Below are 23,015 nucleotides of genomic sequence, written 5' to 3'. Positions count from 1 at the left end.
CCTGTTAACGACTAACGCTCGTTAATCCGCAAATGGCAGCAAGATTATTTTCTTGCTGCCATTTTTATGTGCTTAAGCTGCGCGCACTGGCACGACACGACTGTCGGCAATACCTAAACTGGTTTCGATATTTTCCACACTTTGCTGCACTTCTTGGGCGATGACTTCACTCTGCTGTGAGCTGGTTTGCGCTTGGTCTTTTAGGTTGTCCATGCTGCGGACAAACTCATCGAGATAATCCACCTGTTCTTTGGCATTAAGTGAACCCTGTTTGGCGGTGTTTGCCATTTCACTTGCTTGATTTTGCACGTTTTGCGCAACTTGCCATAAACTTTGCGCCCGTAATTTTTGGCTGCTGGTGGCCTTGGCAATGCCATCGACACTTTCGCCAAGTGCATGATTCGACTGGGTGAGTTGTTGCAGGATTTTCACGATTTCATTTAACGACACCTGAGTACGTTGGCTAAGGCTGCGCACTTCGTCGGCGACCACCGCAAAGCCGCGGCCTTGCTCGCCTGCGCGGGCGGCTTCAATGGCAGCATTAAGCGCCAGTAGATTAGTTTGCTCGGCAATATTACCAATCACATCAATAATTTTGGCAACATCCGCCACAGAGTTATTCAGGCTTTCGAGTGATGCATGGCACAGGCCAACGGCGGTTTGTGTCTGCTCGGTGGCGCTAAGTACCGCCTCTGCTTCCGCTTGGCTCGACTGCATTTGGCGCATGGTCTCTGCAGCGCTTTGTTCAACCCGTGCCGAGGTATGGCTAACCTCATTGGCGAGGCTGCGGATATGCTCAGTTTGCGACTGAGTCTCGGCCACTATGGTCTGAGTGTGCTCAGTGTGCTGCGATAATTGAGTGATGCGGGCCACTAGTTGACTCAAAGATTGTGATACTTTGGTCATTTGTTGGCGCTGGAGTTCATCTTCCTGTTCAAAGCGATTAAGTAGCTGATTGAAATGCCCTGCAATTTGGCCAGTTTCACAGCGGCGATTAATGTCTAAACGCTCGCGGCTGTTGGACTCACTTAACTGCATAAAGGCTTGATTGAGGCGCTTAAGGGGCTTAACGACTCGGTTCTGTTGCAGGACTAAATAGCCAATAGCAAACAGCGCCATAATCGAAACCATCGTATAAAGAATGAGTTGCAGCTCATATTTTAAGTGTTGGTTTTTGGCCGTTTGGGCCTCACCGAGTGCCATCAGCTGCTGTTCAACCGTGCCAATCGCTTGAATTAATTGCACTTGCATCTCTTGATTGGCTTGGAGCATTTGGTGGGTATTGGCGAGTTCTTTATTGTAGCGATTTGCAAGACTTAGCAGCTCGCTACGATCAGTTTCCCCTACCTCAATCTGTTCCGGTTCACTGCCGCCGAGAGCAAACTCATCCGCTTCCTGCTGTTCGTAAATACCGATTAATGGCAGGGTGTTGAGTTGATCGCGCCACTGATTAAGCGCTTTGCTGGTGCTGTCGAGAATATTTTTAAGCTGCTGGTTTTTATCAATGAGATAGCCATCGGTAAGCTGCGACAGTTGATAAACAATGCTGGGAAAGTCACGGCTTAATTGCAAATATTGCTCGGCTATTGCTGCATTAACGGCCAAGCCTTTGTCGGCATAGCTGCCGAGCCTGCGGTTATAATCGAGCATTTCAGATTCGGCATGGGCGAGCAATTGTCTTGGATTACCCGCGAGTTTGCCTGCCGCGCGGTATTTGCTGTCTAAATCTTGGATAAACAGGGTTAATGCAGCTTGAACATCAACGTTAGTACTACCTGAGGTCGAGAGGTTAAGTTCAGCCAGTTGGTTTTTAATGCTAATGAGTTTGGCTTTGGCCTGTTCGAGTAGGGTTGCATTTCCGCTGGCTAAATAGCCATCAAGATCGCGGCGCACGCCAACGAGGAAATCCTGCTGTATACCTTGGAGAACTTGGGTTTGTTGCTCAATCTGTTGCCTTTGGTCGCTACTCCATAGCACTACGGCTGCTAATAATCCTGCAAGCAATAACAACAGCGCTGAAGCAGAGAGTGATAAGGTTGAAATCTTCATGATGCAATCTTCATTGGAAACTTAAGGTAAGTTAACTGCCTAGAGTTTATGAATTTTGCGTGACACAAATATGACAGATCTAATCAAATGTCAGCGTTGTCATTATGATTTTGGGATTATTCTAGCGGTAGCCAAACTTGGGCTTTTAAGCCGCCTGCGGCACGATTCGAGAGGGTGATTTGGCCTTGGTGACGGTCGATAATTCGTTTGATGATGGCAAGCCCAAGCCCAGAGCCGACACTGCCTCGAGCAATATCACCTTGGGTAAAAGGTTGAAATAGTGTTGGAATTTGTGATTCATCTATCCCTGGGCCATTATCTTCAACGCTAAAGCCTATGCGTTTACCATCAAATTGCGAGCTTATTCGCACCCAGCCGGAGCCATAACGGAAGGCATTTTCAACTAAGTTGCTCAATACCCGCTTAATCGCCAGCCCTTGAAACAGTGCTTCGGGGCAGTCGCTCAGCACGACTTCAATTTCACCGTCACGGTTGGCTTCGGCTTGAGCAATATCTTGAATGAGTTTATTAATTTGACCAGGCTCGCGGCTGGCCTCCTGATCTTGGCGAATATAGGCAATAAATTGGCTGATAATGGCATCCATATCTTCGATATCGTTGACGATACCGTCTTTAAGATATTGATCTTCTTCAACCATCATCTCAGAGGCAAGGCGGATACGGGTCAGCGGCGTGCGTAAATCGTGGGAAATACCCGCCATCAACAGTGCACGATCTTGCTCTAGCTGCTTCATGCTATGGGCCATCTGGTTAAAGGCGTTGGTTACTTCCACCAGTTCGCTGGAGCCAGTCAGGGGCAAAGGATCGGGAAACTCGCCACGGGATACCGAGATCGCGGCTTTTTGTAAGCGCCTTAATGGTCTGTTTTGCTGGCGAGCAAACCACCATCCACCGGCAACACTGAGTGCACCGATCACCATTAAGTACAAGGTCAGTGGCGACAAGTCGGAAACATTTTGCCCAATCAGCGGCACTTTAATCCACACTGATGGGGCCTGTGGCGGGCGGATCCAAATTTGTAATACGCTGCCGTGGGTGACGCGGACTTCGGCATCGCCACCCAGATATTCGGTCATCTGTGATGACCAAAAACCGTAGTAGGTGGCTTGCTCGATACCGGCTTCGCGGGCTTGCTGTTGGTTATATACTTTCATGCCATCGTCACGGACTTTGGCATTGAGCGCATCGACTATGGTTAAGTGTTCGCGGCCGATATCAATACCATCGACAAATAACAGATTGATTTGACGGGCGATTAACTGGTTTATTTGTTGATAGCTGGGCTTCAACACATAGACAGCGACAGTGACGTAGGACACCAGCTGATTGATCAGCAGTAGACAACCAATCAGCATCACGGTTTGGCTAAAGGCGCTGCGGGGAAGGAGTCGCTGCCACCACTTAAGTTTCATAATCGTGCCAAAAAAGCGTCAGCAACAGGCCAAAAGCGCATCATCGACGGGCGGCACCGTCGGGCACAAACACATAGCCTAATCCCCACACGGTTTGAATGTAGCGTGGATTGGCGGGATCTTTTTCAATTAAGCGCCGCAGGCGCGATACCTGCACATCAATCGAGCGTTCTAACGCCGAATAATCGCGGCCACGGGCGAGGTTCATCAGTTTATCCCGCGATAAAGGCTCACGTGGATGGGTGACTAACACTTTTAATACCGCAAATTCGCCACTGGTCAGCGCGATGGCCTCATCACCGTGATACATTTCACGGGTAGCCAAATCGAGGGAAAACTCGCCAAAGCTAATTTCGGCTTCCTGCTGCGCGGGCGCGCCGGGCACATCCTGAGTTTGGCGGCGCATCACCGCTTTAATCCGCGCCAATAATTCCCGTGGGTTAAACGGTTTTGGCAGATAATCATCGGCGCCTAACTCTAAGCCGATAATGCGGTCAACTTCATCGCCCTTAGCCGTCAGCATCACAATGGGAATGGTGCTACCCTGTTGGCGCAGGCGACGGCAGATGGATAAGCCATCTTCCCCGGGCAACATCAGATCGAGCACAATCAAATGAAAGTTTTCTCGCTCCAGTAAACGGTCCATCTGCTCAGCATTGGCCGCACTGCGTACCTGATAGCCTTGCTCCATCAGGTAACGCTCGAGGAGTGCTCGTAGGCGCATATCATCATCGACGACGAGGATTTTCGAGGTTTCTTGTCCCATGGGATGTCCTTAAATTGCTCGGATTATTGCTTTTATTTTTTATGCCGTTATACAACAAAGATTAACTGGCTGAAATTGAAAACGAATCTGCCAAGAATGCGCTTAATATAGCTGGATTAAATCAGAGCGACTAGCTCATGATGTAAGCCAACGGCAGTCTAATGCCACAAATTGCCAACTCATGTTAATACTAAGCAAATGAAATTGCATGGGAATCGTTGAATATATTCACTATACATATGAAATTGTAACTAAATTGGCATTTCTGGCAGAGGTGATTTTTGCTAGTCCTTAACTTTGGTGGCGACTCTGAGTATTATCAGTGTACGCCTATGTAAAATTATGCTCGTTTGAGTTAACTACAGAGTCTTAGCATGAAAGCGCATTTGATCACCCGCCAAGGCTGGATGACCTTAGATAAAGAATTAAAATACCTGTGGAAGGAATATCGCCCGCAGATTACCCTCAAAGTGCAAGAGGCCGCCGCGCAGGGGGATCGCAGTGAAAACGCGGATTACACTTACAATAAAAGGCTTTTGCGTCAGATAGATAGCCGTGTTCGCTATTTGGTTAAGCGCCTCGAAGAGCTTAAAATTGTCGACTATTCTCCGCAGCAGGAAGGCAAAATTTACTTTGGCGCTTGGTTTGAGCTTGAAAACGACGCGGGTGAGTGCGTGCGTTATCGGATTGTCGGTAAAGATGAGCTCGATACTAAACTGGGTTATATCACCATTGATTCTCCTATGGCGCGGGCACTTATCGGCAAGCAAGTTGATGATGAAGTGCTAGTGCAAACGCCCTCTGGCCCAAAAGCATGGTATATCAATGAAATCCGTTATACGCCGTTTGACACGCCGCTAGAGGGCGAGCACGAATAAACCTAGCGAGATCAAACTCTCGGCGATTTTCAGCCGCAAATCGCTCGCATCATATGAAACAACGACTGCGCCTGTGGTATCTTGGGCGTAATTAGGATTAATCAAACCGTTAGGCTCGATACTTTATTTATGCAGACTATTGCCCAAATTATTGCTCAGGAACTCAATGTTCGTGAGCATCAAGTCACTGCCACCATAGATTTGCTCGACAATGGTGCCACTGTTCCCTTCGTCGCCCGTTACCGTAAAGAGGCCACCGGTGGTTTAGACGACACCCAGTTACGTACGCTGCACAGCCGTTTAGGTTATTTGCGTGAGTTAAACGACCGTCGGCAGGTGATTTTATCCAGTATTCAAGCGCAGGGTAAATTAACACCTGAGCTGCAACGGGAAATTGACGGCGCCGATAGTAAGACGCGTCTTGAGGATCTGTATCTTCCCTTTAAACCTAAGCGCCGCACCAAGGGCCAAATTGCCATTGAAGCGGGATTAGAGCCGCTGGTTGAGGCTTTACTTGCGGATCGCAAGGCGGATATTGAGGCGTTAGCGGCCAGTTATTTGAATCTGGAAGCGGGTTTTAGCGATACCAAAGCTGTGCTGGAAGGTGCCCGTTACATTCTGATGGAACGTTACGCCGAAGATGCGGAATTACTGCGTAAAGTCCGTGAACACTTAAGCCAAAACAGTGTGTTAGAGAGCCGTGTTGTCGCCGGCAAAGAGAAGGAAGGCGCGAAGTTTCGCGATTATTTTGAGCACAATGAACCTCTGGCCAAAGTGCCATCTCACCGCGCTTTAGCTATGCTGCGTGGCCGTAATGAGGGCTTTCTGTCGTTATCGATGAATGCCGATCCCGGTGTAGAGGCCGGTCAAGGCAGTTACTGCGAAGTCATTATTAGTGACCATTTAGGCTTAAAGCTGGGCGATAGCAGTGTGGATCAGTGGCTCAAAACGGTCGTTACTGCCACATGGCGAATTAAAATTGCCCTGCAAATGGAAACTGAGTTTATCTCGCAGATGCGCGAGCGCGCAGAAGCGGAAGCCATTAACGTGTTTGCCCGTAACTTAGGTGATTTGTTGATGGCCGCGCCAGCGGGCGCTAAGGCAACCATGGGGCTAGACCCAGGACTACGCACTGGCGTTAAAGTGGCCATAGTGGATAACACCGGTAAATTGGTGGCGCACACCACGATTTTCCCCCATGCACCACAGAATTTATGGGACAAGTCGATTCGTACCCTCGCCAACTTAGTGCAAATGCATAAGGTAGAGTTAATCGCGATTGGTAACGGTACCGCCTCCCGCGAAACCGATAAATTAGCGGCGGAGTTGATTGCCAGCCTTAAGGATAGCCAACCACAGCTGACCAAAGTGATGGTGAGCGAAGCGGGCGCTTCTGTGTATTCTGCATCAGAACTGGCGGCGCTGGAATTCCCAGAGCTAGATGTTTCGATTCGCGGCGCGGTCTCAATTGCCCGTCGTTTACAGGACCCATTAGCGGAACTGGTGAAGATTGAGCCTAAGTCTATTGGCGTTGGCCAATATCAGCACGATGTGAGTCAAAGCCAGCTGTCTAGCTCGCTTGAAGCCGTGGTCGAAGATTGTGTAAACGGCGTGGGCGTGGACTTAAACATGGCGTCTGTGCCTTTGCTATCGCAGGTTGCGGGTTTAAATAAAACCTTGGCCAAAAACGTGGTGGATTACCGCGATGCCAATGGCGCATTTAAAAACCGTAAAGAGCTATTAAAAGTGCCGCGTTTAGGCCCTAAAGCCTTTGAGCAAGCCGCGGGCTTTTTACGTATTCGCCATGGCGATAATCCATTAGATATGTCAGCGGTTCACCCCGAAGCCTATTCGCTGGTTGAAACCATTGCCAAGACCAAACAAGTCGATGTGGCGAGCCTTATCGGCAATTCGGAGTTACTGCGTAGCATCAAGCCGCAGGAGTTTACGACCCCTGAGTTTGGGTTGCCGACAGTGACCGACATCCTTAGCGAGCTGGATAAACCTGGCCGCGACCCCCGTGGCGAGTTTAAGACTGCTAAGTTTAAGGATGGAGTTGAAGAGCTTAAGGATCTGAAACCTGAGATGATCCTCGAAGGAGTAGTCACCAACGTGACTAACTTTGGTGCCTTTGTGGATATCGGCGTGCATCAAGATGGTCTAGTGCATATCTCGTCGCTGACCGACAAGTTTATTACCGATCCCCATACCGTGGTTAAAGCGGGTGATGTGGTCAAAGTGAAGGTGATGGAAGTGGATGTGGAGCGTCGCCGAATTGGTCTGAGTATGCGGCTGGATGAGGCGATTAATCAGAGCAAGACGCAAACTCGCACGCCTGCGCAGGGTAAGCATCAGGCTAACAAGCCTAATCAACAGCACAAATCAGCACAACATCAGTCTGGGCGTCCAGCACCTAAGTCCGCCCCAGTCAATGCGGCGATGGGCAATGCCTTTGCCGATGCCTTCGCGAAGCTTAAAAAGTAAGCTAACTCAATACGACTCGGGCGTTAGTCTGTGCCCGAGTCGACACTTTTTACCCCTTAATTACAAAATTGTTGCATATTTGCTATTGCAGGTAATATAAAGTCGGCAATTTAATGCAACCTTAAGCCAAATGGGTTGTCATACAGCCACTTGTGGTTATTTTTTTAAATTTGCACTCCAAAGCTGAGTGTGTTTAATGTTTTGGGGTAGTTCATGCAGTCAGGTTTATCTTTCCGTGGTCGTCAGGGCGCCCATGGCCCCTTCCGCGCCATTCTCATTTTCAGTTTATTAGTACTGGCTATTGCAACGGTAAGCCGTATCGGTTTAGGCCTGTGGCAGGGCGAACGTGTGGCCGCCGTTGACGGTTGGTCGCATTTGTTATTGCAGGGCATGCGTGTCGATATTGCCACCCTCTGTTGGTTATGGGGTGTCGCCGCCTTAGGTACGGCATTATTTTCGGGTGATCATCTTATTGGCCGGGCATGGCAATGGATTTTGCGCCTTTGGTTAACCTTAGGTCTATGGACCATCTTATTTCTCGAAGTGTCGACGCCCGCTTTTATTGAGGAATATGGCATTCGCCCCAACCGCTTGTATGTAGAGTATTTGATTTACCCTAAAGAAGTGTTGTCGATGCTGTGGGCGGGACGCAAGCTAGAGCTGATTTTTTCAGTGGTACTGAGCATCGCAACGCTATGGGGCGGCTGGGTACTGAGCGGTAAGTTGTGTAAAAATCTGCGCTTCCCCCGTTGGTATTGGCGCCCGGTGTTAGCCGTACTGGTTATCTTTGTGACCCTGTTGGGCGCGCGTTCAACCTTAGGTCATAGACCATTAAATCCGGCGATGGTGGCATTTGCCGATGATCCATTAGTTAACTCGTTAGTGATTAACTCCGCTTATTCTTTGGTGTTTGCGATCAAACAAATGGGCAGTGAAGAAGATGCTTCTGAGGTGTATGGCTCCTTGGATAAAGCTGAGATTATTGCGACCATCAGGCAGGAGAGCGGTCGCTCTGAGAACGCGTTTACCTCAAATGACATTCCCTCGCTGAGTTTTAACCAAGCAAGTTTCACCGGAAAGCCTAAAAATTTAGTTATCCTGCTGCAGGAAAGCCTCGGAGCCCGTTTTGTGGGGAGCTTAGGTGGCTTGCCGCTAACACCAAATATCGATGCACTCTCACAGGAAGGTTGGTATTTCGATAATCTCTACGCCACTGGTACGCGTTCTGTGCGAGGAATTGAGGCGGTTACGACTGGCTTTACCCCAACGCCAGCCCGTGCCGTAGTGAAGTTAGGTAAGAGCCAGACAGGCTTTTTCAGTATCGCTGAATTGTTGAAGCACCACGGTTACACCACCCAATTTATCTATGGTGGTGAGAGTCATTTCGACAATATGCGTAGCTTCTTCCTCGGAAATGGGTTTAGCGACATTATCGACCAGAAGGATTATAAATCTCCTGCCTTTGTTGGTTCGTGGGGTGTTTCAGACGAAGATTTAATGCGTAAGGCCAATAGCGAGTTTGAGCGTCTTCATAGCGAAGGTAAGCCTTTCTTTAGTTTAGTGTTTAGCTCGACTAACCACGATCCATTTGAATTTCCCGATGGCCGTATTGAACTCTATGAGCAGCCCAAACAAACCCGTAATAACGCGGCAAAATATGCCGATTATGCGATTGGCGAGTTCTTTAAACTGGCCAAAAATGCTGACTACTGGAAGGACACGATTTTTATCGTGGTTGCCGACCACGACAGTCGAGTCGGTGGTGCCGATTTGGTGCCTGTCTCGCGTTTTCGTATTCCGGGGTTAATCCTCGGGGATAATGTTGCGCCAAAACGCGACCACCGGATCGTGAGTCAAATTGACTTGCCACCGACCTTGTTATCCTTAATTGGCATATCTGACTCTTACCCTATGCTAGGCCGTGACTTAACCCAAGTTCGCGAGGATTGGCAGGGGCGCGCAATGATGCAATATGATAAAAACTTTGCGCTGATGGAAGGTAAAGATGTGGTGATTCTGCAGCCAGAAAAAGCAGCGCAGGGCTTCCAGTACGATGAAAAAACCGAGCACTTAACTCCTTATGAGCCAGCAGCGCAGGCGCTGGAGAAAAAGGCTTTAAGTTGGGCTTTGTGGGGGAGTCTAGCCTACCAGCAAGAGCTGTATCGCTCGGGTAAGTAATCGAATAAAAAATGCCGCTGATTAGCGGCATTTTTATTTCTAAAATCCATTAAATCCACGCCGACATGGCAGGCTCAGCCTCTGGCTGCGTCTGCTGCGTATAATATTGGCCAATACGCTGGCCAACTTGTTGATAAAAATGAGGAGACTCGCCTTGAATAGGTTGGCGAGCCGTGGTGGTTTTTGCATTGGTATTGGCTGGTCTAGGATTATGTTGGCCGACTTTGAGGCGAATATCCTTACGTTGCAGCGCGGCTGGGCCGCGTACAGGCACTTTTAATGTCTTGGGAAGCGCGCGATCGGCGGCAACAATAGGAGCTTGCTTTTCCTGCTGTTGCTGGCTCTGTTGCTGAGAGGATTGCTGTTGCTGCTGTTTTTGTTGAACTTGCTGCTGACTGTACTCAAGTAATCGAGCCTGTTGCTGAGCTTGGTCGGCGGTACGTTCATTTTGCGGGTTAAAGGCGCGTTCTTCATGGCCTTTAGTCGCAGCCTGAGGTGGGATTACCACTGGTTTTAGCTGATTGTCGACCCGAGCCGAGTCCGTCGCGACATTGGTGGTCGCTAGCGGAACTTGGGGGTAGTTACTGACAAGCAGCATGGAGAATTCCTCGTCGCCTCAATGGTTAAATACTAGCCATTTATTGCACGAAGATAAAGCATTAGTCCTTGAATTGTGCCAGCCAAGGTAGGAGTGCCTGTAAGAATTCTTGCCTATGGGACACAAATGGCGCGTGGGAGGCTTTGGCGAGCATCACATCGGTGATGTGGCTTGCCGTTGGCATTTGAGGTTGCACGCGTTTGGGCACGAGTCCATCAAGCCTGCCCCAGATCCGTAGCCAAGGTTGACTGATGCTCGATAGCTGCGCTCTGAGATCAATTTGATTCAGCATATCAAGGCCTTGAGTTAATGCCGCAGCATCGGGTAGCGGGCGCGCCAAGACTAAATCCCGCAGCTGCTTGATATCTTCTTTGGCGGTTTCACTTCCCATAGCTTGAATCGCTAAGAAACGCTCAATGGTTTTAGGTAAGTTTTGCCCAAGTTGCTCGCCAAACATACTGAGCACCTGCGGCGGAATACCGGGCCACGCTTCAGCTTCCCTTGCCATAAAACAGGGGGAAGAGGCGATAGTAACTAATCCTCGGACATGGGAGGGATAGCTTATGGCAGCTTGGGTAGCGACTAACCCACCCAGCGACCAGCCAGCCCAAATCGCATTGGCGGGTAAGCGATTGATTAACGCATCGACCCACGAGGATAAATCGCCCTTTATCGGCAGGCTTAAGCCAAAGCCCGGCAGATCGACATAGTGCACTCTATACTCAGACAGTTGCTCATGCAGCGGCGTAAATACGGCGCTATTAACTCCCCAACCGTGGATCATCACCAGATCTGGCCCTTGGCCAATGGTTTCGATATGCAGTGGATGATGAGCAGACGTTGTAGCGTTCACAAAAATACCTCAAATAGGATGTTGTATGTCGAGCGATAGCAAATGGATTTGGTCGCAACATAGGGCGCAGTTATTACGCTTAGTTTTACATTGGGGTCATCGTTGCTTGGCGGGCAGTTTACCTAACCGCTGCTTACTGTGCCACCAATCCCTAAATTCAACGGAAGCGGGATTTTGCCATGTGTGCTTACAAACTGGGCTTTACCATAGCCCAATCTGTTTAGGTTGTGGCAAATCGATCCAGCTTGAACTCGAGTATTGCGGTGAATGCCAAAAGCATCAGCCGCGAAAAGTCATTGCGCCCTGTAGCTATCATCAAGGCTTTGGCCCTTGGATAGCCGCTATTAAATATCAGGGACAACTTGCCGCCTTACCCATATTGTGCCAAGCCTTAGTGGCGCGCATTGGTCAGCTTGAACAGCAAGGATTAATCACTCTACCGCAGGTGATAGTACCAGTCCCATTACACTCCAACCGATTGCGGCAACGGGGATTTAATCAAGCATGGCTCATCGCCCATGAGTTATCGCAACGCTTACAGTTGCCCTTAGTTGACCAAGGATTAACGCGGCGGCAAGATACGCGCCCACAGGCTGGATTAAACGGCGTACAGCGGCGACGAAATCTACAGGATGCCTTTGAGTTAAATGCCGATTTTGCCTATCAACGCATTGCATTGGTGGATGATGTGGTGACGACAGGCACGACGGTTGCGGAGATCGCCCAGTTATTCGAAGCGCGATATGTGCATGTTCAAATATGGTGCCTTGCACGAGCCGAAGCGCCAGGCTTGTTGGAGATAACGGACTTATAGTTAACAAAGATCGTTGCAGTGTAGCGTTACGAACGTCAAAACTATGTCAAAAATATGGGAAATAAAAAATAACTTTTAATTTTGCGATCAAATGTAAGTATATGTATCTATAGATTTTGTTTATTACTTGTATTGGGATACCTTCTAATTATATTTTGTTGGGGGGTATTTATGGACGCTAAACGGGCGCTATCAAATGCCAATATGGCATCGACATTACAAGACGTTATTCAGGCGATAAGTACTGCTTTGAAACCGCACGGTTTTAGTGGATTCTGGTTTCAAGGGGTCGCACATTGTGCGTATGAAAACTATCACTTTCCAAAAGAAACCAATTTGTTCTCGCAAACCTCGCTGCGTAAACCCACTGCCAGCGTAGCTTCATCCCCTAAAGTTGCCCAATTGCAGCGTTTTTATTTAAGTCAGATTGCCGCTAGTGATTTTAATTTTGGTTTTTCGTTAGATACATCAAAATCTTATATGTATCGCTTATCGTGTGAGAAAAGTGACAAGGCCCGCCGACTTTTTAATAAACACCACATTCAAACCGTATTAAGTTGGCCCGTTGCATGCCATAGCAATCGACATTGGGCGGGTCGCTTTATTCTGCTGAGTCATTTGGATGATTCGGACATCCAATTAACGGATTTGAGCACGACCTTAAAGGATGCCCAAAACAAGCTATTTGAATGTAATAAGTCATTGTTTAATCCATTTCTTCAAAGTTCTCTACTGAAAGATAATGCGAGGGATATCTTAGTTATGGTCGCAAACGGCCTGCAGAATGACGAAATTTCAACCCAGCTCCCGATAAGCATTAGGGGAGTTGAATACCATATGGAATCAATGCGTAGGAAGTTTGGGGCGACGAATCGAGCAAACTTAATTCATCTCGCCCATCAATATGAGTTGATCTAAATATGTTGGTATTACTGGTTGAAGACAACCGGCTGCTCTCTAACAACATCATTCAATATCTTGAATTGAGTGGCATAGAGTGCGATTACGCGTTCAACCTAGCGCAAGCAGATATGCTCATTAGCCAGCAGCAATTTGACGCTATTATTCTCGATCTAAATTTGCCGGATGGGGATGGGATTGAAGCGTGTGAACGCTGGAAAGCACAGTGCATTACCTCACCAGTAATCATGTTAACTGCACGTAGTAGTCTGAATGATCGCTTGAGTGGGTTTTCTGTGGGTGCGGACGATTATTTAATAAAACCCTTTGCGATGGAGGAGCTGGTCGCGCGGCTGAAGGTGGTCGCCCAGCGCCGTCCCGCGCCCCAAAGATTGACTATTGGCGACCTAGAAATCGATTTTGCAAACCACATGGTGTATCGGCAAGGGCAACTGCTGGTTTTGTCTAAAACCGGATGGCAGATCCTGGCTTTATTAGCGCGTCGTAGTCCAGAAACCGTGACTAGAGAAGAGATTGAGCGAATGCTTTGGCCCGACTGTGCACCAGATAGTGACAGCTTGCGCAGCCATATTCATCTTTTGCGCCGAGTGATCGATCGCCCGTTTGAGCGGCAAATATTACATACAATTCGTGGCGTTGGCTTAAGCCTTAGGGATGAAATCAATGCAAGCGCCTAAATTTAGCCTTAAGCGTAGCTATCAAGTGTGGGGAGTTATTTTTCTTTTAATAACCTTAGGCGTGAATAGTTTTATCCCGCTTTGCATGATGTGTGCAGGTATGATTTCTATGCATGAAGTCACAATGCATAATGCAGGGCAAGCAGCCGAAGCATTACTGAAGGTGGCACAGCCAACTCAGCAACCATTACAGCAGCCGATTCTAAAAACCGATAACTTAACCGTCTATCCTCATTGGCGAGATATTCCGCCGCAAATTCGTAAGTTAAATAACAATGAAGTCTTAACAGATGCGAGCAAAATTCGCTACGAGCATGCAGAAGGTCCCATTGTTAACGCGCTAAGTGTGTACTACACCCAAACTGGCCAGCCGCTTTACGTTTGGCTGCAGTTTAGTGTTACCCATGATTTGCACTTTGCCCCTAAAAATATGACGGCCATTTTGCTGCTTGTCTTGATCACCTTTTGTGCCAGTGCGAGCTTAGCGTTTTATATGCAAAGCAAAGTGATTACGCCTGTGCATCAAATTAGCCATGCGATTAAGCAGCATGACTGGGAAGCCGGAGGCAAACTGAGTTTGCCGCAACAACAGTATGCTGAATTAAAAGCTATTGTTGATGCTTTAGATAACTCGATTTTACAGCTTCAAGAGGCCCAGCAGCGCGAACTCAATTTTTTACGCTTTGCTAGCCATGAGTTAAGAACGCCAGTCGCCATATGCCAATCTTCATTCGAAATCCTCGCATTACAACAAGGTGAGCTTACAGGGGCAACGCTGTATGCTTCCCAAGCGACCAATCAAATGAAGTCACTCATCGAAACCTTGCTGTGGTTGACCAATAAAGAGTGTTCCAGCTTAGAAAAGGAAAATGTCGCGTTATCGCCTTTGCTTGCCAGTATTATTGAGGAGCAGCAACGGGTTCATGGTCATGAGCAAAAAATTCAATTATTTTCTGACGATACTTGTTTGCCCGTTCAGCTTCATCCACTAAAAATAATATTAAGCAATTTATTAAGGAATAGTATTGAGCATGGAGGGCGGGATATTCGCATTACTCAAGATGCTTGTTGTATAGAAATAACTAATTTTTACAATAGTAATGGCCGGCATGGATTTGGTTTAGGACTTTTACTGGTGAAACGTCTCGCAAATCAATTGGGTTGGATTTTTACTAGCTCATCTGAAAATAATTTATTTTCCGCCAGGTTAGAAATATCTAACGGCTAAATAATGGAAACGATAAATTTACTGCATTAAACCACACACTTTTAAAATGCAAAAGCGCCGTTGGGCTTAGATCACATAGTCATCATGATATTCGTAGTAACGTTATTATATAACGTTTACTGGTCGATAAGTATTTTAAAATACTTCCTAGAATACATGGTTGAGAGGGGATCTATGTGTAAAAAAAGTGTAGCATCTATTTTAGTCGGTGCAATTGTTTTTAGTGGTTCAGTATGTGCTGATGTGAATAAAACGAGCGTGGATTTAGGTTATAAGTTTTATACCAGTGACACAAAAAATGATAACCCAGGTGTTTTTAATCAACCTTTTATTAAGTTGAATCATTTGGGAATTGCTGACTGGGGGACTTATTTTGCTAATCTTAAGCTCGAAAACCCGGCTGAAATCGCAGAAAACCAGAAACATCTTGATGGTAAAACTACCATTAAATCATTATTGATACTTGAAAATAAGCTCGGAGAATCGCAGTTCAACTTTTGGACTCAGAACTTTATCTCTGCGAGTGAAACGCTAGTTGAAGATAATCTTTATTTAGGTGTTACCCATAATGCAAAAATTCAAAAGCTATCACTCAACTATGGGGTTGGTTTAAATTATACCATTGGTAGCTTTTCCCCCACATCAGAAAAATTTAACGACCTGTCAGGTTATGCAGTAGTTTTAAATGCAAAATATCCATTTGAGTTGCTAGGGTTTAAAAATAGTTTAAGTTTGAATTATGAGGCGCAAATTGATAGGGATAAAGCGCATCAAGCATTATTTTCATACGACAGCTATGGCCATCAGATAATCACAACGTTACAAACAAACCTTACTGATTCAGTTTTTTCAAAAATATATGTCACTCATTATGATAGCTGGGGGTCACAATATAATGATGGGATTGAATACGGTGTATCTGTTGGTTATCAGTTTTAATGGGTTGTCAAATTTTAATAAGTTAAATCTCATTTAATTTGGTGTTGTTCTATTTTTTTCATCAAAAATAATAAGGGAATTGTAATGCATTATAAAAAATCCATTATTGGTATTGCTGTCACTGCAACAGCAATTATTACCGGTTGTCAAGTTACCCATCAAATAGTAAAAAGCCAAGGAACCGCTCAAGGCAAGCATGGCGAAGTGCAGGTCGAAACCACATTCAAAGACGGGCATATTGTGGCGATTGATGTACTGAAGCAAAAGGAAAATAAAGTCCTTGCTGGTGCCGTATTTAAAGATGTTAAACAGGCGATTATTGATAATAACTCTATCGAGGTTGACGGTATTGCAGGCGCCACCGTAACGTCTAAAGCGCTTAAAGAAGCCGTGGGTAAAAGTATTGAAGCCGCGGGTGTCACTCTTGTTGCAACGGCTTCTGCTAAGAAAAGTGAGGCGCTAACCCCTGCAGAATATACCTATGATGTGGTGATTATTGGCTCGGGTGGAGCAGGTTTTAGCGCGGGTTTAGAGGCGAAAGCCGCAGGTCGCTCCGCCGTTATTATTGAGAAAATGCCAATTATTGGTGGTAACTCATTGATCTCTGGCGCAGAGATGAATGTGGCCGGTAGTTGGGTGCAAAAAAATATGGGAATTACCGATAGCAAAGAGCTGTTTATCAGCGATACGCTAAAAGGTGGCGATTTCAAAGGTGATCCTGAAATGGTTAAAACCATGGTCGATAATGCCGTCGGTGCAGCAGAATGGCTAAGGGATTACGTCAAAGTAGAATTCTACCCAGATCAATTATTTCAGTTTGGTGGACACAGCGTTAAACGGGCATTAATCCCTAAAGGTCATACTGGGGCTGAGGTCATTAGTAAGTTTTCGATTAAAGCTGATGAAGTTGGTTTACCGATCCATACCAATACTAAGGCTGAAAAGTTAATCCAAGATCAAACAGGTCGAATTGTGGGTGTAGAAGCGACACATAATGGCAAAACCATCACTTACCATGCTAAACGCGGTGTTGTGATTGCAACGGGCGGTTTCTCCTCGAATATGGAGATGCGCAAGAAATACAATCCTGAACTCGACGAGCGTTATGGTAGTACAGGCCATGCGGGCGGCACCGGTGATGGCATTGTGATGGCAGAGAAAATTCACGCAGCGGCGAAAAATATGGGCTATATCCAGTCATATCCTATTTGTAGCCCAACCTCGGGCGCGATTGCCTTGATTGCAGACTCTCGCTTCTTTGGAGCGGTGTTAATCAACCAGAAGGGTGAGCGTTTTGTTGAGGAATTGGAGCGCCGAGATGTGATTTCACAGGCTATTCTAGCCCAGCCTGGCCGCTATACTTATGTGCTTTGGAATCAAGACATTGAAAACGTTGCCCATACAGTTGAAATGCATCAAGGTGAACTGAAGGAATTCACCAAAGACGGGCTAATGTACAAGGTCGATACCCTAGAAGAAGCCGCTAAAGTCTTTAATATTCCTGAAGATAAGCTGTTATCAACGATTAAAGATGTGAATCACTATGCCGCAACAGGAAAGGATGAGGCCTTTAATCATCGCTCAGGATTAGTCGATTTAAGTAAAGGACCTTATTGGATTTTAAAAGCGACACCTTCCGTGCACCATACTATGGGCGGCCTTGTAGTGGATACACGTACTCGTGTACTGGATGAACAAGGAAAGGTGATTCCGGGCTTGTTTGCTGCGGGTGAAGTGACTGGTTTAACCCATGGAACCAATCGCCTCGGTGGCAATGCGTATACAGATATCATTGTTTATGGCCGTATCGCAGGACAAGAAGCCGCAAAATAATTTGTCTTTTATCGGATCTTTTTAGCGACTCAATTGAGTCGCTTTTCTTTTTATTAATGCTTGTTTACTCATGCATAATGCTGATGTTTAAGTGTTATTTATAAATTGCTTAATAAGGCTTGAATCGTGATCACTATGGCAAAAATCCATAAACTTGCGCCCAAGGGGACTACAAAGCGTGAGTGACTAGGAGTATCATACGGCTAATTCTTACTAAAACACTCAGGTATCCCCTGACGGAGCTGGTTTCCATGATTACGATTTCCGATGCGGCTCAAGCCCATTTTGTAAAGTTGTTAGCAGATCAACCTGAAGGCACTCATATTCGTGTATTTGTGATAAGTCCAGGTACCGCACAAGCAGAGTGTGGCGTGTCTTACTGCCCGCCTGATGCCGTTGAAAGCGACGATATTGAATTAGAATTCAATGGTTTTAGCGCTATGGTAGACGAAAAGAGTGCGCCTTTCTTAGAAGAAGCCTCAATCGACTTTGTAACCGATCAATTAGGTTCGCAATTAACTCTTAAAGCGCCAAACGCGAAAATGCGTAAAGTTGCGGGTGATGCGCCGTTAGTGGAGCGTATCGAATACGTGATCCAATCTGAAATCAACCCACAGTTAGCTAGCCATGGCGGTAACATTATGTTGGTTGAAATCACTGGCGAAGGTGTTGCGGTATTGCAGTTTGGCGGTGGTTGTAACGGTTGTTCGCAAGTGGATATCACCTTAAAGGATGGTATCGAAAAACAATTGTTAGATATGTTCCCTGGTGAATTAACCGGTGTGCGTGACGTAACCGATCACCAACACGGTGAGCACTCTTACGCTTAATCTTTTGAGTTGAGCTAAATAAAAAACGCGACCTTGAGTCGCGTTTTTTATATTTGGCTTTGATGCTACAACTGAGTTTTTAGGTTATCTGCTAAAAACTTATCCAGCGCCTTGAACGTGGTTAACCTGTGGTCATTGTTACTTAAATTGTGGTCACCATTTTCAAGTTCAATATATTCGACGTTCTTCTTTAAGGATTTCAGTTCGTCAAACATTTCACGGCTTTGTTGTACCTTGACCACTCTGTCTTTGTCACCATGCAGTAGTAATACTGGGATAGTGATCTTATCGGCTTTGCTGATGGGCGAGCGTTCGTAGAGGGCGCTAAAGTCATTGCCAATCTGTTCTTTAACAACCTCATAGTTGGTATATCGACGACTGGATTTAACCAAGTTAGCTACGTCCGTTACCCCTGCGACACTCACTGCGCAGCGATACAGTTCGGGTGTCATTGCTGCGCCCATTAGTGCTGCATAACCACCATAACTCGCGCCGACAATACAGATACGTTGCGGATCGCTAATCCCTTGATTGATTAGGTAACGCGTGCCATCTTCCACATCGTTTTGCATTTCGAGCCCCCAGCTTTTTAGGCCGGCTTTCATAAACTCATAGCCGTAGCCGGCTGAGCCCCTAAAGTTCATCCGGAATACTGCGTAGCCGCGGTTAGCAAAAAACTGTGCCCAGTAATCGAAGTCATTACTGTCGTAACTAATGGGACCGCCGTGGGGGAAGATAATGGTTGGTAAGTTTTTCGCCTCAAGGCCTTTAGGCACAGTCAGGTAAGCATCGATTTTGAGTTTATCCCGCGCTTCGTAGCTTAAGTATTGCGTGTCTGCGAGTTGTTCAGTGCTGAGCTGGCTATATCTCTCGGCAATCGGAAATAGCGCCTTTTCATCCCGATCACCAAAGTAGTAGGTGCCTGGCTGAGTCGAGCTGGTGGAGTAGACGATATAGCGGCGTTCATTGGCGCTAAATTGAGTGATGTAGTTGTGGGCATTGGGTAATACCGCTTTCAGCCCATTTTGTAGACCCGCATATTCAGGATCCCAGAAGGTATACTCCTCGCCATCGCCCTCACTGATCCCAATGACTTTTTTCTTGAGTTGTGAATAGATGAGATCGCCTTCAACATCGGTATCTTCGTTGGCGTACACCAGCTCCTTTGTGAGTTTAGGATCGGTTAAATTCACCTTAAAGATGGCTTCATAGCCCTTGTGATAGGCGCGAACGTACAAAATATTGGGGTCGGCATCAAAGCCCAGTGGCCAGATACTGTCTTCGGAGAAGGCTTTAAAGCTCCAGAGCAAACGGGACTCGGATTTTTGCTCGGGCTGCTCATAGATGCGGTATTCAGTATCATCGTTATAGATGGAAATACGGACTTTATGTTGTCTGTCGGTAATCCAGCCGATGATATTACGCTTAGCATTTTGAATATAGGAGGATTTCCCCTGTGATAGATTGACTTTGAGTACGCTGTCTTCTCCCATTTTTTGGCCCATGCCATCAAGGGATAGCAGAATATGTTCCGAGTCATCAGGCATCAGATCGATAATTTGCCCTTGATGTTGAGGGATCCAACTAAGTCGCTCGATAACACTACGAGCAAGTACACTCGAGGTTTTTCTAGTGGTTAAATCGTACTTAACTAGACGGGTTTCGGTTGTAGGCGTGCCGTCACGGTTTGCCGGGAACTTAGCGCTGATCAGCAAGGTTGTGTCATTTGCCCATTGTAATGATAACAGGACAAATTTTTGATTATCGGTATGAACTGCAACGTCTTTTGCGCCCGTTTCTAAATTGAGAATGCTGACAACTGTGCCTTTGAGTTTGGGCTGCTCTACCCGAACGATAGAGGCAATTTTCTTACCATCGGGAGATAATTGCACAGAGCTCACATCGGGAATGCTGGCAAAGGCCTCGACAGGAAGCTGTGGAACGGTTTGGGCAATCAGTGGCAGGCTTAGCCACATGAGTAACAAAGGTAAAATCCTTTTCATAACATGTCACATTTGTATTACAACAATGGCACGTATCTTAACTGGGGAAACCTAAGTAAGCTACTGTCTTTACAGAACTAATTAAGAATAAATGTCTTACTAAAGCGATAATGCACTCCAAGGGTGAGGCTACGAGTGAGCATAAAGGCGGTCATTGCTGCCCAGAGGGCATGGTTAGCTTGCTCGGGTAATAATAATGCCTGCAGTAAATACCATGTTGGGAAAAAGGCCCCAAAAGTGGCGATAATCATGCTATTACGCATCACTTTGCCCTGCGCTGCACCGATATAAACCCCATCGAATAGGTAAGAGCTAAAAGACCAAAGCGGTAGCAATACCAACCAAATCAGATAAGTATGTGCTGTGGTTCTGACCTCATCAATACTGGTCAACAGCTCGATAATATGGCTTCCCCAAAGGCTAAATATCAGGGTAAAACCAAGAGCCGTGATGGCAGACCAACACCATGCCAGCACTACGGCTTCATGCAATTGCTGCGCGCGCTTTTGGCCATAGGCTTTGCCCACTTCCGCCTCGGCATAATAGGCGATGCCATCGAGGGCATAGGAGATTAATAGCAGTAAATTCAATAACACTGCATTGGCTGCGACGGTATTGTCCCCAAGGCCTGCGCCGTGAAAGGTCATAAAGGCAAAGGCGGCTTGCAGGCATAGGCTGCGGATAAAAATATCACTATTGAGCCTAAGCAACTGGCCAAAACCAGTTAAGCGTATATGGTCGCGGATATCGGCAAATGGGTAGTTTGGTATTAACTTAACTTGTTGTAATACCATGTAGAGCGCAACGCTAAAGGCGGTGATATCGGCGCATACTGAGGCGAGTGCTGCGCCTTTTACACCCCAGCCGAATCCTAATACAAACAGCACATCGAGGATGATGTTAGCCACATTGGCGAAGATAAGCTGCCACATCGCCGCCTTGGGTTGTTGCCGGCCAAGGAGCCAGCCCAGCATGACTAAATTGAGCAGGGCGAATGGCGTCGACCAAACGCGAACCTGAAAATATTCCCGGCAATAACGCTCCACTTCCACACTCGCCTCGGAGAAGCTGAGCGCTAAACTGAGAAGCGGGACTTGTAGCAGGATTACCGCGATGCCAAGCCCTGTCGCCAGCATGGCGCCTTGAACCAACAGTTTTAATTGGGCATTAATATCATTTGCACCATAGGCCTGTGCGACTAAGCCGGTGGTTGCCATCCGTAAAAAGCCTAATAACCAAATGATTAATGTGATAATCGTTGACCCGAGTGCAACACCCCCTAAATAATAGGCGTCACTCAAATGGCCGATGACAGCCGTATCTACCAATCCCAATAGCGGAACCGTGATATTGGAGAGGATCATCGGCAGTGCAAGCGCGAACAGTTGGCGATTCTTGGTGCCATTAAATAGCAGCGTGAGTGTGGTGGATTTTGCAGTAGTCATTGATATTAGAGGTGTTCACATTATGGTTAAACGTGCGTTATTGGCACTCTTCGGACTGATGACTTTTTCAGCCAATGCCGTGGTCATTTTACAGTACCACCATGTGTCACACACCACGCCGGCGGCAACGAGCGTCACGCCAGCACAATTTCGTGAGCAAATGCAGTTTCTGGCGGACGATGGTTTTAAGGTGGTGTCGTTATCGCAGGTGGTTGAGGCGATAAAAAATAAACAAGATTTGCCCGCCAAAACGGTCGCGATCACCTTCGACGATGGTTATCGCAGCATTGCGACCACAGCGCATCCTATCCTAAAGGAATTTGGTTTTCCCTACACCTTATTTGTGGCAATTGAGCCGATTAAACAAAAGTTTACCGAGATGATGACTTGGGAAGAATTAATTCAGCTCTCCAAGGAAGGGGCCGCTATTGCTAACCATAGTTGGGCCCATGAACATCTGATCCGCCGTTTAGACAACGAATCCCAATCACAATGGCTAGCGCGAATTAAGGCCAATATTCTGGACACCGAAAACGCGATTCGTGAGGCGACTGGGCAGAATTTTAAAATGCTGGCCTATCCCTATGGCGAATACAATCAAGCGGTTCAAGACATGCTGACCGAAAACGGTTTTGTTGCCTTTGGCCAGCAATCAGGTGCTGCAGGCCCGTACTCGCCATTAACGGCGCTACCGCGTTTTCCGGTTGCGGGACAATATGCTGATTTAAAAAGCCTTAAAGCCAAGCTATACAGTTTAAATATGCCTGTGCTGGCACAAACGCCAAGTGATCCTGAGCTTAAGGGCGGGCAATGGCGTCCAGAGCTAAAGGTCAAGCTCGATATGAGCGATATTTCCGCCAAACAATTAATGTGTTATATCCAAGGACAAGGCGCTAAGGCTCCCACTTGGTTAAGCGAAAACGAGTTTAGCATTCAAGCCGACTTAGCTTTGCCCGCTGGTCGTTCCCGTTACAACTGTACGGCGCCGAGCAAGACTCACAATGGTTTTTACTGGTTTTCACAGCCGTGGGTGAGACCCAAAGACGATGGTACTTGGATAAAGGAATAGTGCGCCGTTTAATTTAA

Annotated in this window: 18 protein-coding genes; 11 read left to right on the top strand and 7 right to left on the bottom strand. The window is 46.8% G+C overall.

What is annotated here, in order from left to right; all coding sequences use genetic code 11:
• Window positions 1–72 precede the first annotated feature (72 nt).
• The 3 genes from H9J30_RS17330 to ompR all read right to left on the bottom strand — a co-directional run bounded on the left by H9J30_RS17330 (window position 73) and on the right by ompR (window position 4,248).
• Complete coding sequence (locus tag H9J30_RS17330; RefSeq protein ID WP_240132146.1) at window positions 73–2,049, bottom strand: methyl-accepting chemotaxis protein; 1,977 nt, start codon at window positions 2,047–2,049, stop codon at window positions 73–75.
• 116 nt (window positions 2,050–2,165) lie between these two features.
• Window positions 2,166–3,482: a two-component system sensor histidine kinase EnvZ gene (gene envZ, locus H9J30_RS17325; protein WP_240132145.1), complete on the bottom strand. Its 1,317-nt coding sequence runs from the start codon at window positions 3,480–3,482 to the stop codon at window positions 2,166–2,168.
• A 40-nt stretch (window positions 3,483–3,522) separates the two neighbouring features.
• A complete protein-coding gene (ompR, locus tag H9J30_RS17320; protein ID WP_240132144.1) occupies window positions 3,523–4,248 on the bottom strand; it encodes an osmolarity response regulator transcription factor OmpR in 726 nt (241 codons plus the stop codon).
• A gap of 374 nt (window positions 4,249–4,622) precedes the next feature.
• On the opposite strand from ompR, the gene greB reads away from it, so the two are divergent.
• From greB to H9J30_RS17305, 3 genes are all read left to right on the top strand, one after another.
• Window positions 4,623–5,126: a transcription elongation factor GreB gene (greB, locus tag H9J30_RS17315; protein ID WP_240132143.1), complete on the top strand. Its 504-nt coding sequence runs from the start codon at window positions 4,623–4,625 to the stop codon at window positions 5,124–5,126.
• Between the two features lie 129 nt (window positions 5,127–5,255).
• The gene (locus tag H9J30_RS17310) at window positions 5,256–7,610 is read left to right on the top strand and encodes a Tex family protein (RefSeq protein WP_240132142.1); all 2,355 of its coding nucleotides are present in this window, start codon (window positions 5,256–5,258) and stop codon (window positions 7,608–7,610) included.
• A 213-nt stretch (window positions 7,611–7,823) separates the two neighbouring features.
• Window positions 7,824–9,788 carry an LTA synthase family protein gene (locus H9J30_RS17305; protein ID WP_240132141.1) on the top strand — a complete coding sequence of 655 codons (1,965 nt, stop codon included), beginning with the start codon at window positions 7,824–7,826 and terminating at the stop codon, window positions 9,786–9,788.
• 49 nt (window positions 9,789–9,837) lie between these two features.
• Here the strand turns inward: H9J30_RS17305 and H9J30_RS17300 are convergent, their stop codons facing one another.
• A complete protein-coding gene (locus tag H9J30_RS17300; RefSeq protein WP_240132140.1) occupies window positions 9,838–10,386 on the bottom strand; it encodes a hypothetical protein in 549 nt (182 codons plus the stop codon).
• A 61-nt stretch (window positions 10,387–10,447) separates the two neighbouring features.
• Complete coding sequence (gene bioH, locus H9J30_RS17295) at window positions 10,448–11,239, bottom strand: pimeloyl-ACP methyl ester esterase BioH (RefSeq protein WP_240132139.1); 792 nt, start codon at window positions 11,237–11,239, stop codon at window positions 10,448–10,450.
• 25 nt (window positions 11,240–11,264) lie between these two features.
• Here bioH and H9J30_RS17290 point away from each other — a divergent pair, with 25 nt between their 5' ends.
• The 7 genes from H9J30_RS17290 to nfuA all read left to right on the top strand — a co-directional run bounded on the left by H9J30_RS17290 (window position 11,265) and on the right by nfuA (window position 18,481).
• Complete coding sequence (locus H9J30_RS17290; RefSeq protein WP_240132138.1) at window positions 11,265–12,053, top strand: ComF family protein; 789 nt, start codon at window positions 11,265–11,267, stop codon at window positions 12,051–12,053.
• A 171-nt stretch (window positions 12,054–12,224) separates the two neighbouring features.
• On the top strand, window positions 12,225–12,971 hold the full coding sequence (locus H9J30_RS17285) for a response regulator transcription factor (protein WP_240132137.1): 747 nt from the start codon (window positions 12,225–12,227) through the stop codon (window positions 12,969–12,971).
• A gap of 2 nt (window positions 12,972–12,973) precedes the next feature.
• The gene (locus H9J30_RS17280; RefSeq protein WP_240132136.1) at window positions 12,974–13,651 is read left to right on the top strand and encodes a response regulator transcription factor; all 678 of its coding nucleotides are present in this window, start codon (window positions 12,974–12,976) and stop codon (window positions 13,649–13,651) included.
• Entirely contained in the window at window positions 13,638–14,879 is a 1,242-nt protein-coding gene (locus H9J30_RS17275) for a sensor histidine kinase (RefSeq protein WP_240132135.1), read from the top strand. The genes H9J30_RS17280 and H9J30_RS17275 overlap by 14 nt, the downstream gene beginning before the upstream one ends.
• A gap of 174 nt (window positions 14,880–15,053) precedes the next feature.
• The gene (locus H9J30_RS17270; RefSeq protein ID WP_240132134.1) at window positions 15,054–15,818 is read left to right on the top strand and encodes a nucleoside-specific channel-forming Tsx family protein; all 765 of its coding nucleotides are present in this window, start codon (window positions 15,054–15,056) and stop codon (window positions 15,816–15,818) included.
• Window positions 15,819–15,902: 84 nt separating this feature from the next.
• Complete coding sequence (gene urdA, locus H9J30_RS17265) at window positions 15,903–17,651, top strand: urocanate reductase (protein ID WP_240132133.1); 1,749 nt, start codon at window positions 15,903–15,905, stop codon at window positions 17,649–17,651.
• A 251-nt stretch (window positions 17,652–17,902) separates the two neighbouring features.
• The gene (gene nfuA / locus H9J30_RS17260; RefSeq protein ID WP_037431276.1) at window positions 17,903–18,481 is read left to right on the top strand and encodes a Fe-S biogenesis protein NfuA; all 579 of its coding nucleotides are present in this window, start codon (window positions 17,903–17,905) and stop codon (window positions 18,479–18,481) included.
• Window positions 18,482–18,546: 65 nt separating this feature from the next.
• On the opposite strand, the gene H9J30_RS17255 is transcribed toward nfuA, so the two are convergent.
• Both H9J30_RS17255 and H9J30_RS17250 read right to left on the bottom strand, forming a co-directional pair.
• On the bottom strand, window positions 18,547–20,484 hold the full coding sequence (locus tag H9J30_RS17255; protein WP_240132132.1) for an alpha/beta hydrolase family protein: 1,938 nt from the start codon (window positions 20,482–20,484) through the stop codon (window positions 18,547–18,549).
• Between the two features lie 77 nt (window positions 20,485–20,561).
• Window positions 20,562–21,929 (bottom strand): MATE family efflux transporter, encoded by a 1,368-nt coding sequence (locus tag H9J30_RS17250; RefSeq protein WP_240132131.1) that lies wholly within the window; start codon window positions 21,927–21,929, stop codon window positions 20,562–20,564.
• A gap of 22 nt (window positions 21,930–21,951) precedes the next feature.
• On the opposite strand from H9J30_RS17250, the gene H9J30_RS17245 reads away from it, so the two are divergent.
• Entirely contained in the window at window positions 21,952–22,998 is a 1,047-nt protein-coding gene (locus tag H9J30_RS17245) for a polysaccharide deacetylase family protein (RefSeq protein WP_240132130.1), read from the top strand.
• The last annotated feature ends 17 nt before the right edge of the window (window positions 22,999–23,015 follow it).

The sequence above is a fragment of the Shewanella cutis genome, assembly GCF_022410515.1.
GTDB classification, from domain to species: domain Bacteria; phylum Pseudomonadota; class Gammaproteobacteria; order Enterobacterales; family Shewanellaceae; genus Shewanella; species Shewanella cutis.
Note: the sequence above shows the minus strand (reverse complement) of the source record. Positions and strands in the feature narration are given on the sequence as shown.

What these genes read in the sequence shown, in the direction of transcription:
- urdA (WP_240132133.1), top strand. Translation starts at nt 15,903, where the DNA reads ATGCATTATAAAAAATCCATTATTGGTATTGCTGTCACTGCAACAGCA.
- ompR (WP_240132144.1), bottom strand. Translation starts at nt 4,248, where the DNA reads ATGGGACAAGAAACCTCGAAAATCCTCGTCGTCGATGATGATATGCGC.
- H9J30_RS17300 (WP_240132140.1), bottom strand. Translation starts at nt 10,386, where the DNA reads ATGCTGCTTGTCAGTAACTACCCCCAAGTTCCGCTAGCGACCACCAAT.
- H9J30_RS17305 (WP_240132141.1), top strand. Translation starts at nt 7,824, where the DNA reads ATGCAGTCAGGTTTATCTTTCCGTGGTCGTCAGGGCGCCCATGGCCCC.
- H9J30_RS17275 (WP_240132135.1), top strand. Translation starts at nt 13,638, where the DNA reads ATGCAAGCGCCTAAATTTAGCCTTAAGCGTAGCTATCAAGTGTGGGGA.
- H9J30_RS17245 (WP_240132130.1), top strand. Translation starts at nt 21,952, where the DNA reads ATGGTTAAACGTGCGTTATTGGCACTCTTCGGACTGATGACTTTTTCA.
- H9J30_RS17330 (WP_240132146.1), bottom strand. Translation starts at nt 2,049, where the DNA reads ATGAAGATTTCAACCTTATCACTCTCTGCTTCAGCGCTGTTGTTATTG.
- H9J30_RS17250 (WP_240132131.1), bottom strand. Translation starts at nt 21,929, where the DNA reads ATGACTACTGCAAAATCCACCACACTCACGCTGCTATTTAATGGCACC.
- H9J30_RS17290 (WP_240132138.1), top strand. Translation starts at nt 11,265, where the DNA reads ATGTCGAGCGATAGCAAATGGATTTGGTCGCAACATAGGGCGCAGTTA.
- H9J30_RS17255 (WP_240132132.1), bottom strand. Translation starts at nt 20,484, where the DNA reads ATGAAAAGGATTTTACCTTTGTTACTCATGTGGCTAAGCCTGCCACTG.
- envZ (WP_240132145.1), bottom strand. Translation starts at nt 3,482, where the DNA reads ATGAAACTTAAGTGGTGGCAGCGACTCCTTCCCCGCAGCGCCTTTAGC.
- H9J30_RS17270 (WP_240132134.1), top strand. Translation starts at nt 15,054, where the DNA reads ATGTGTAAAAAAAGTGTAGCATCTATTTTAGTCGGTGCAATTGTTTTT.
- H9J30_RS17310 (WP_240132142.1), top strand. Translation starts at nt 5,256, where the DNA reads ATGCAGACTATTGCCCAAATTATTGCTCAGGAACTCAATGTTCGTGAG.
- H9J30_RS17280 (WP_240132136.1), top strand. Translation starts at nt 12,974, where the DNA reads ATGTTGGTATTACTGGTTGAAGACAACCGGCTGCTCTCTAACAACATC.
- nfuA (WP_037431276.1), top strand. Translation starts at nt 17,903, where the DNA reads ATGATTACGATTTCCGATGCGGCTCAAGCCCATTTTGTAAAGTTGTTA.
- greB (WP_240132143.1), top strand. Translation starts at nt 4,623, where the DNA reads ATGAAAGCGCATTTGATCACCCGCCAAGGCTGGATGACCTTAGATAAA.
- H9J30_RS17285 (WP_240132137.1), top strand. Translation starts at nt 12,225, where the DNA reads ATGGACGCTAAACGGGCGCTATCAAATGCCAATATGGCATCGACATTA.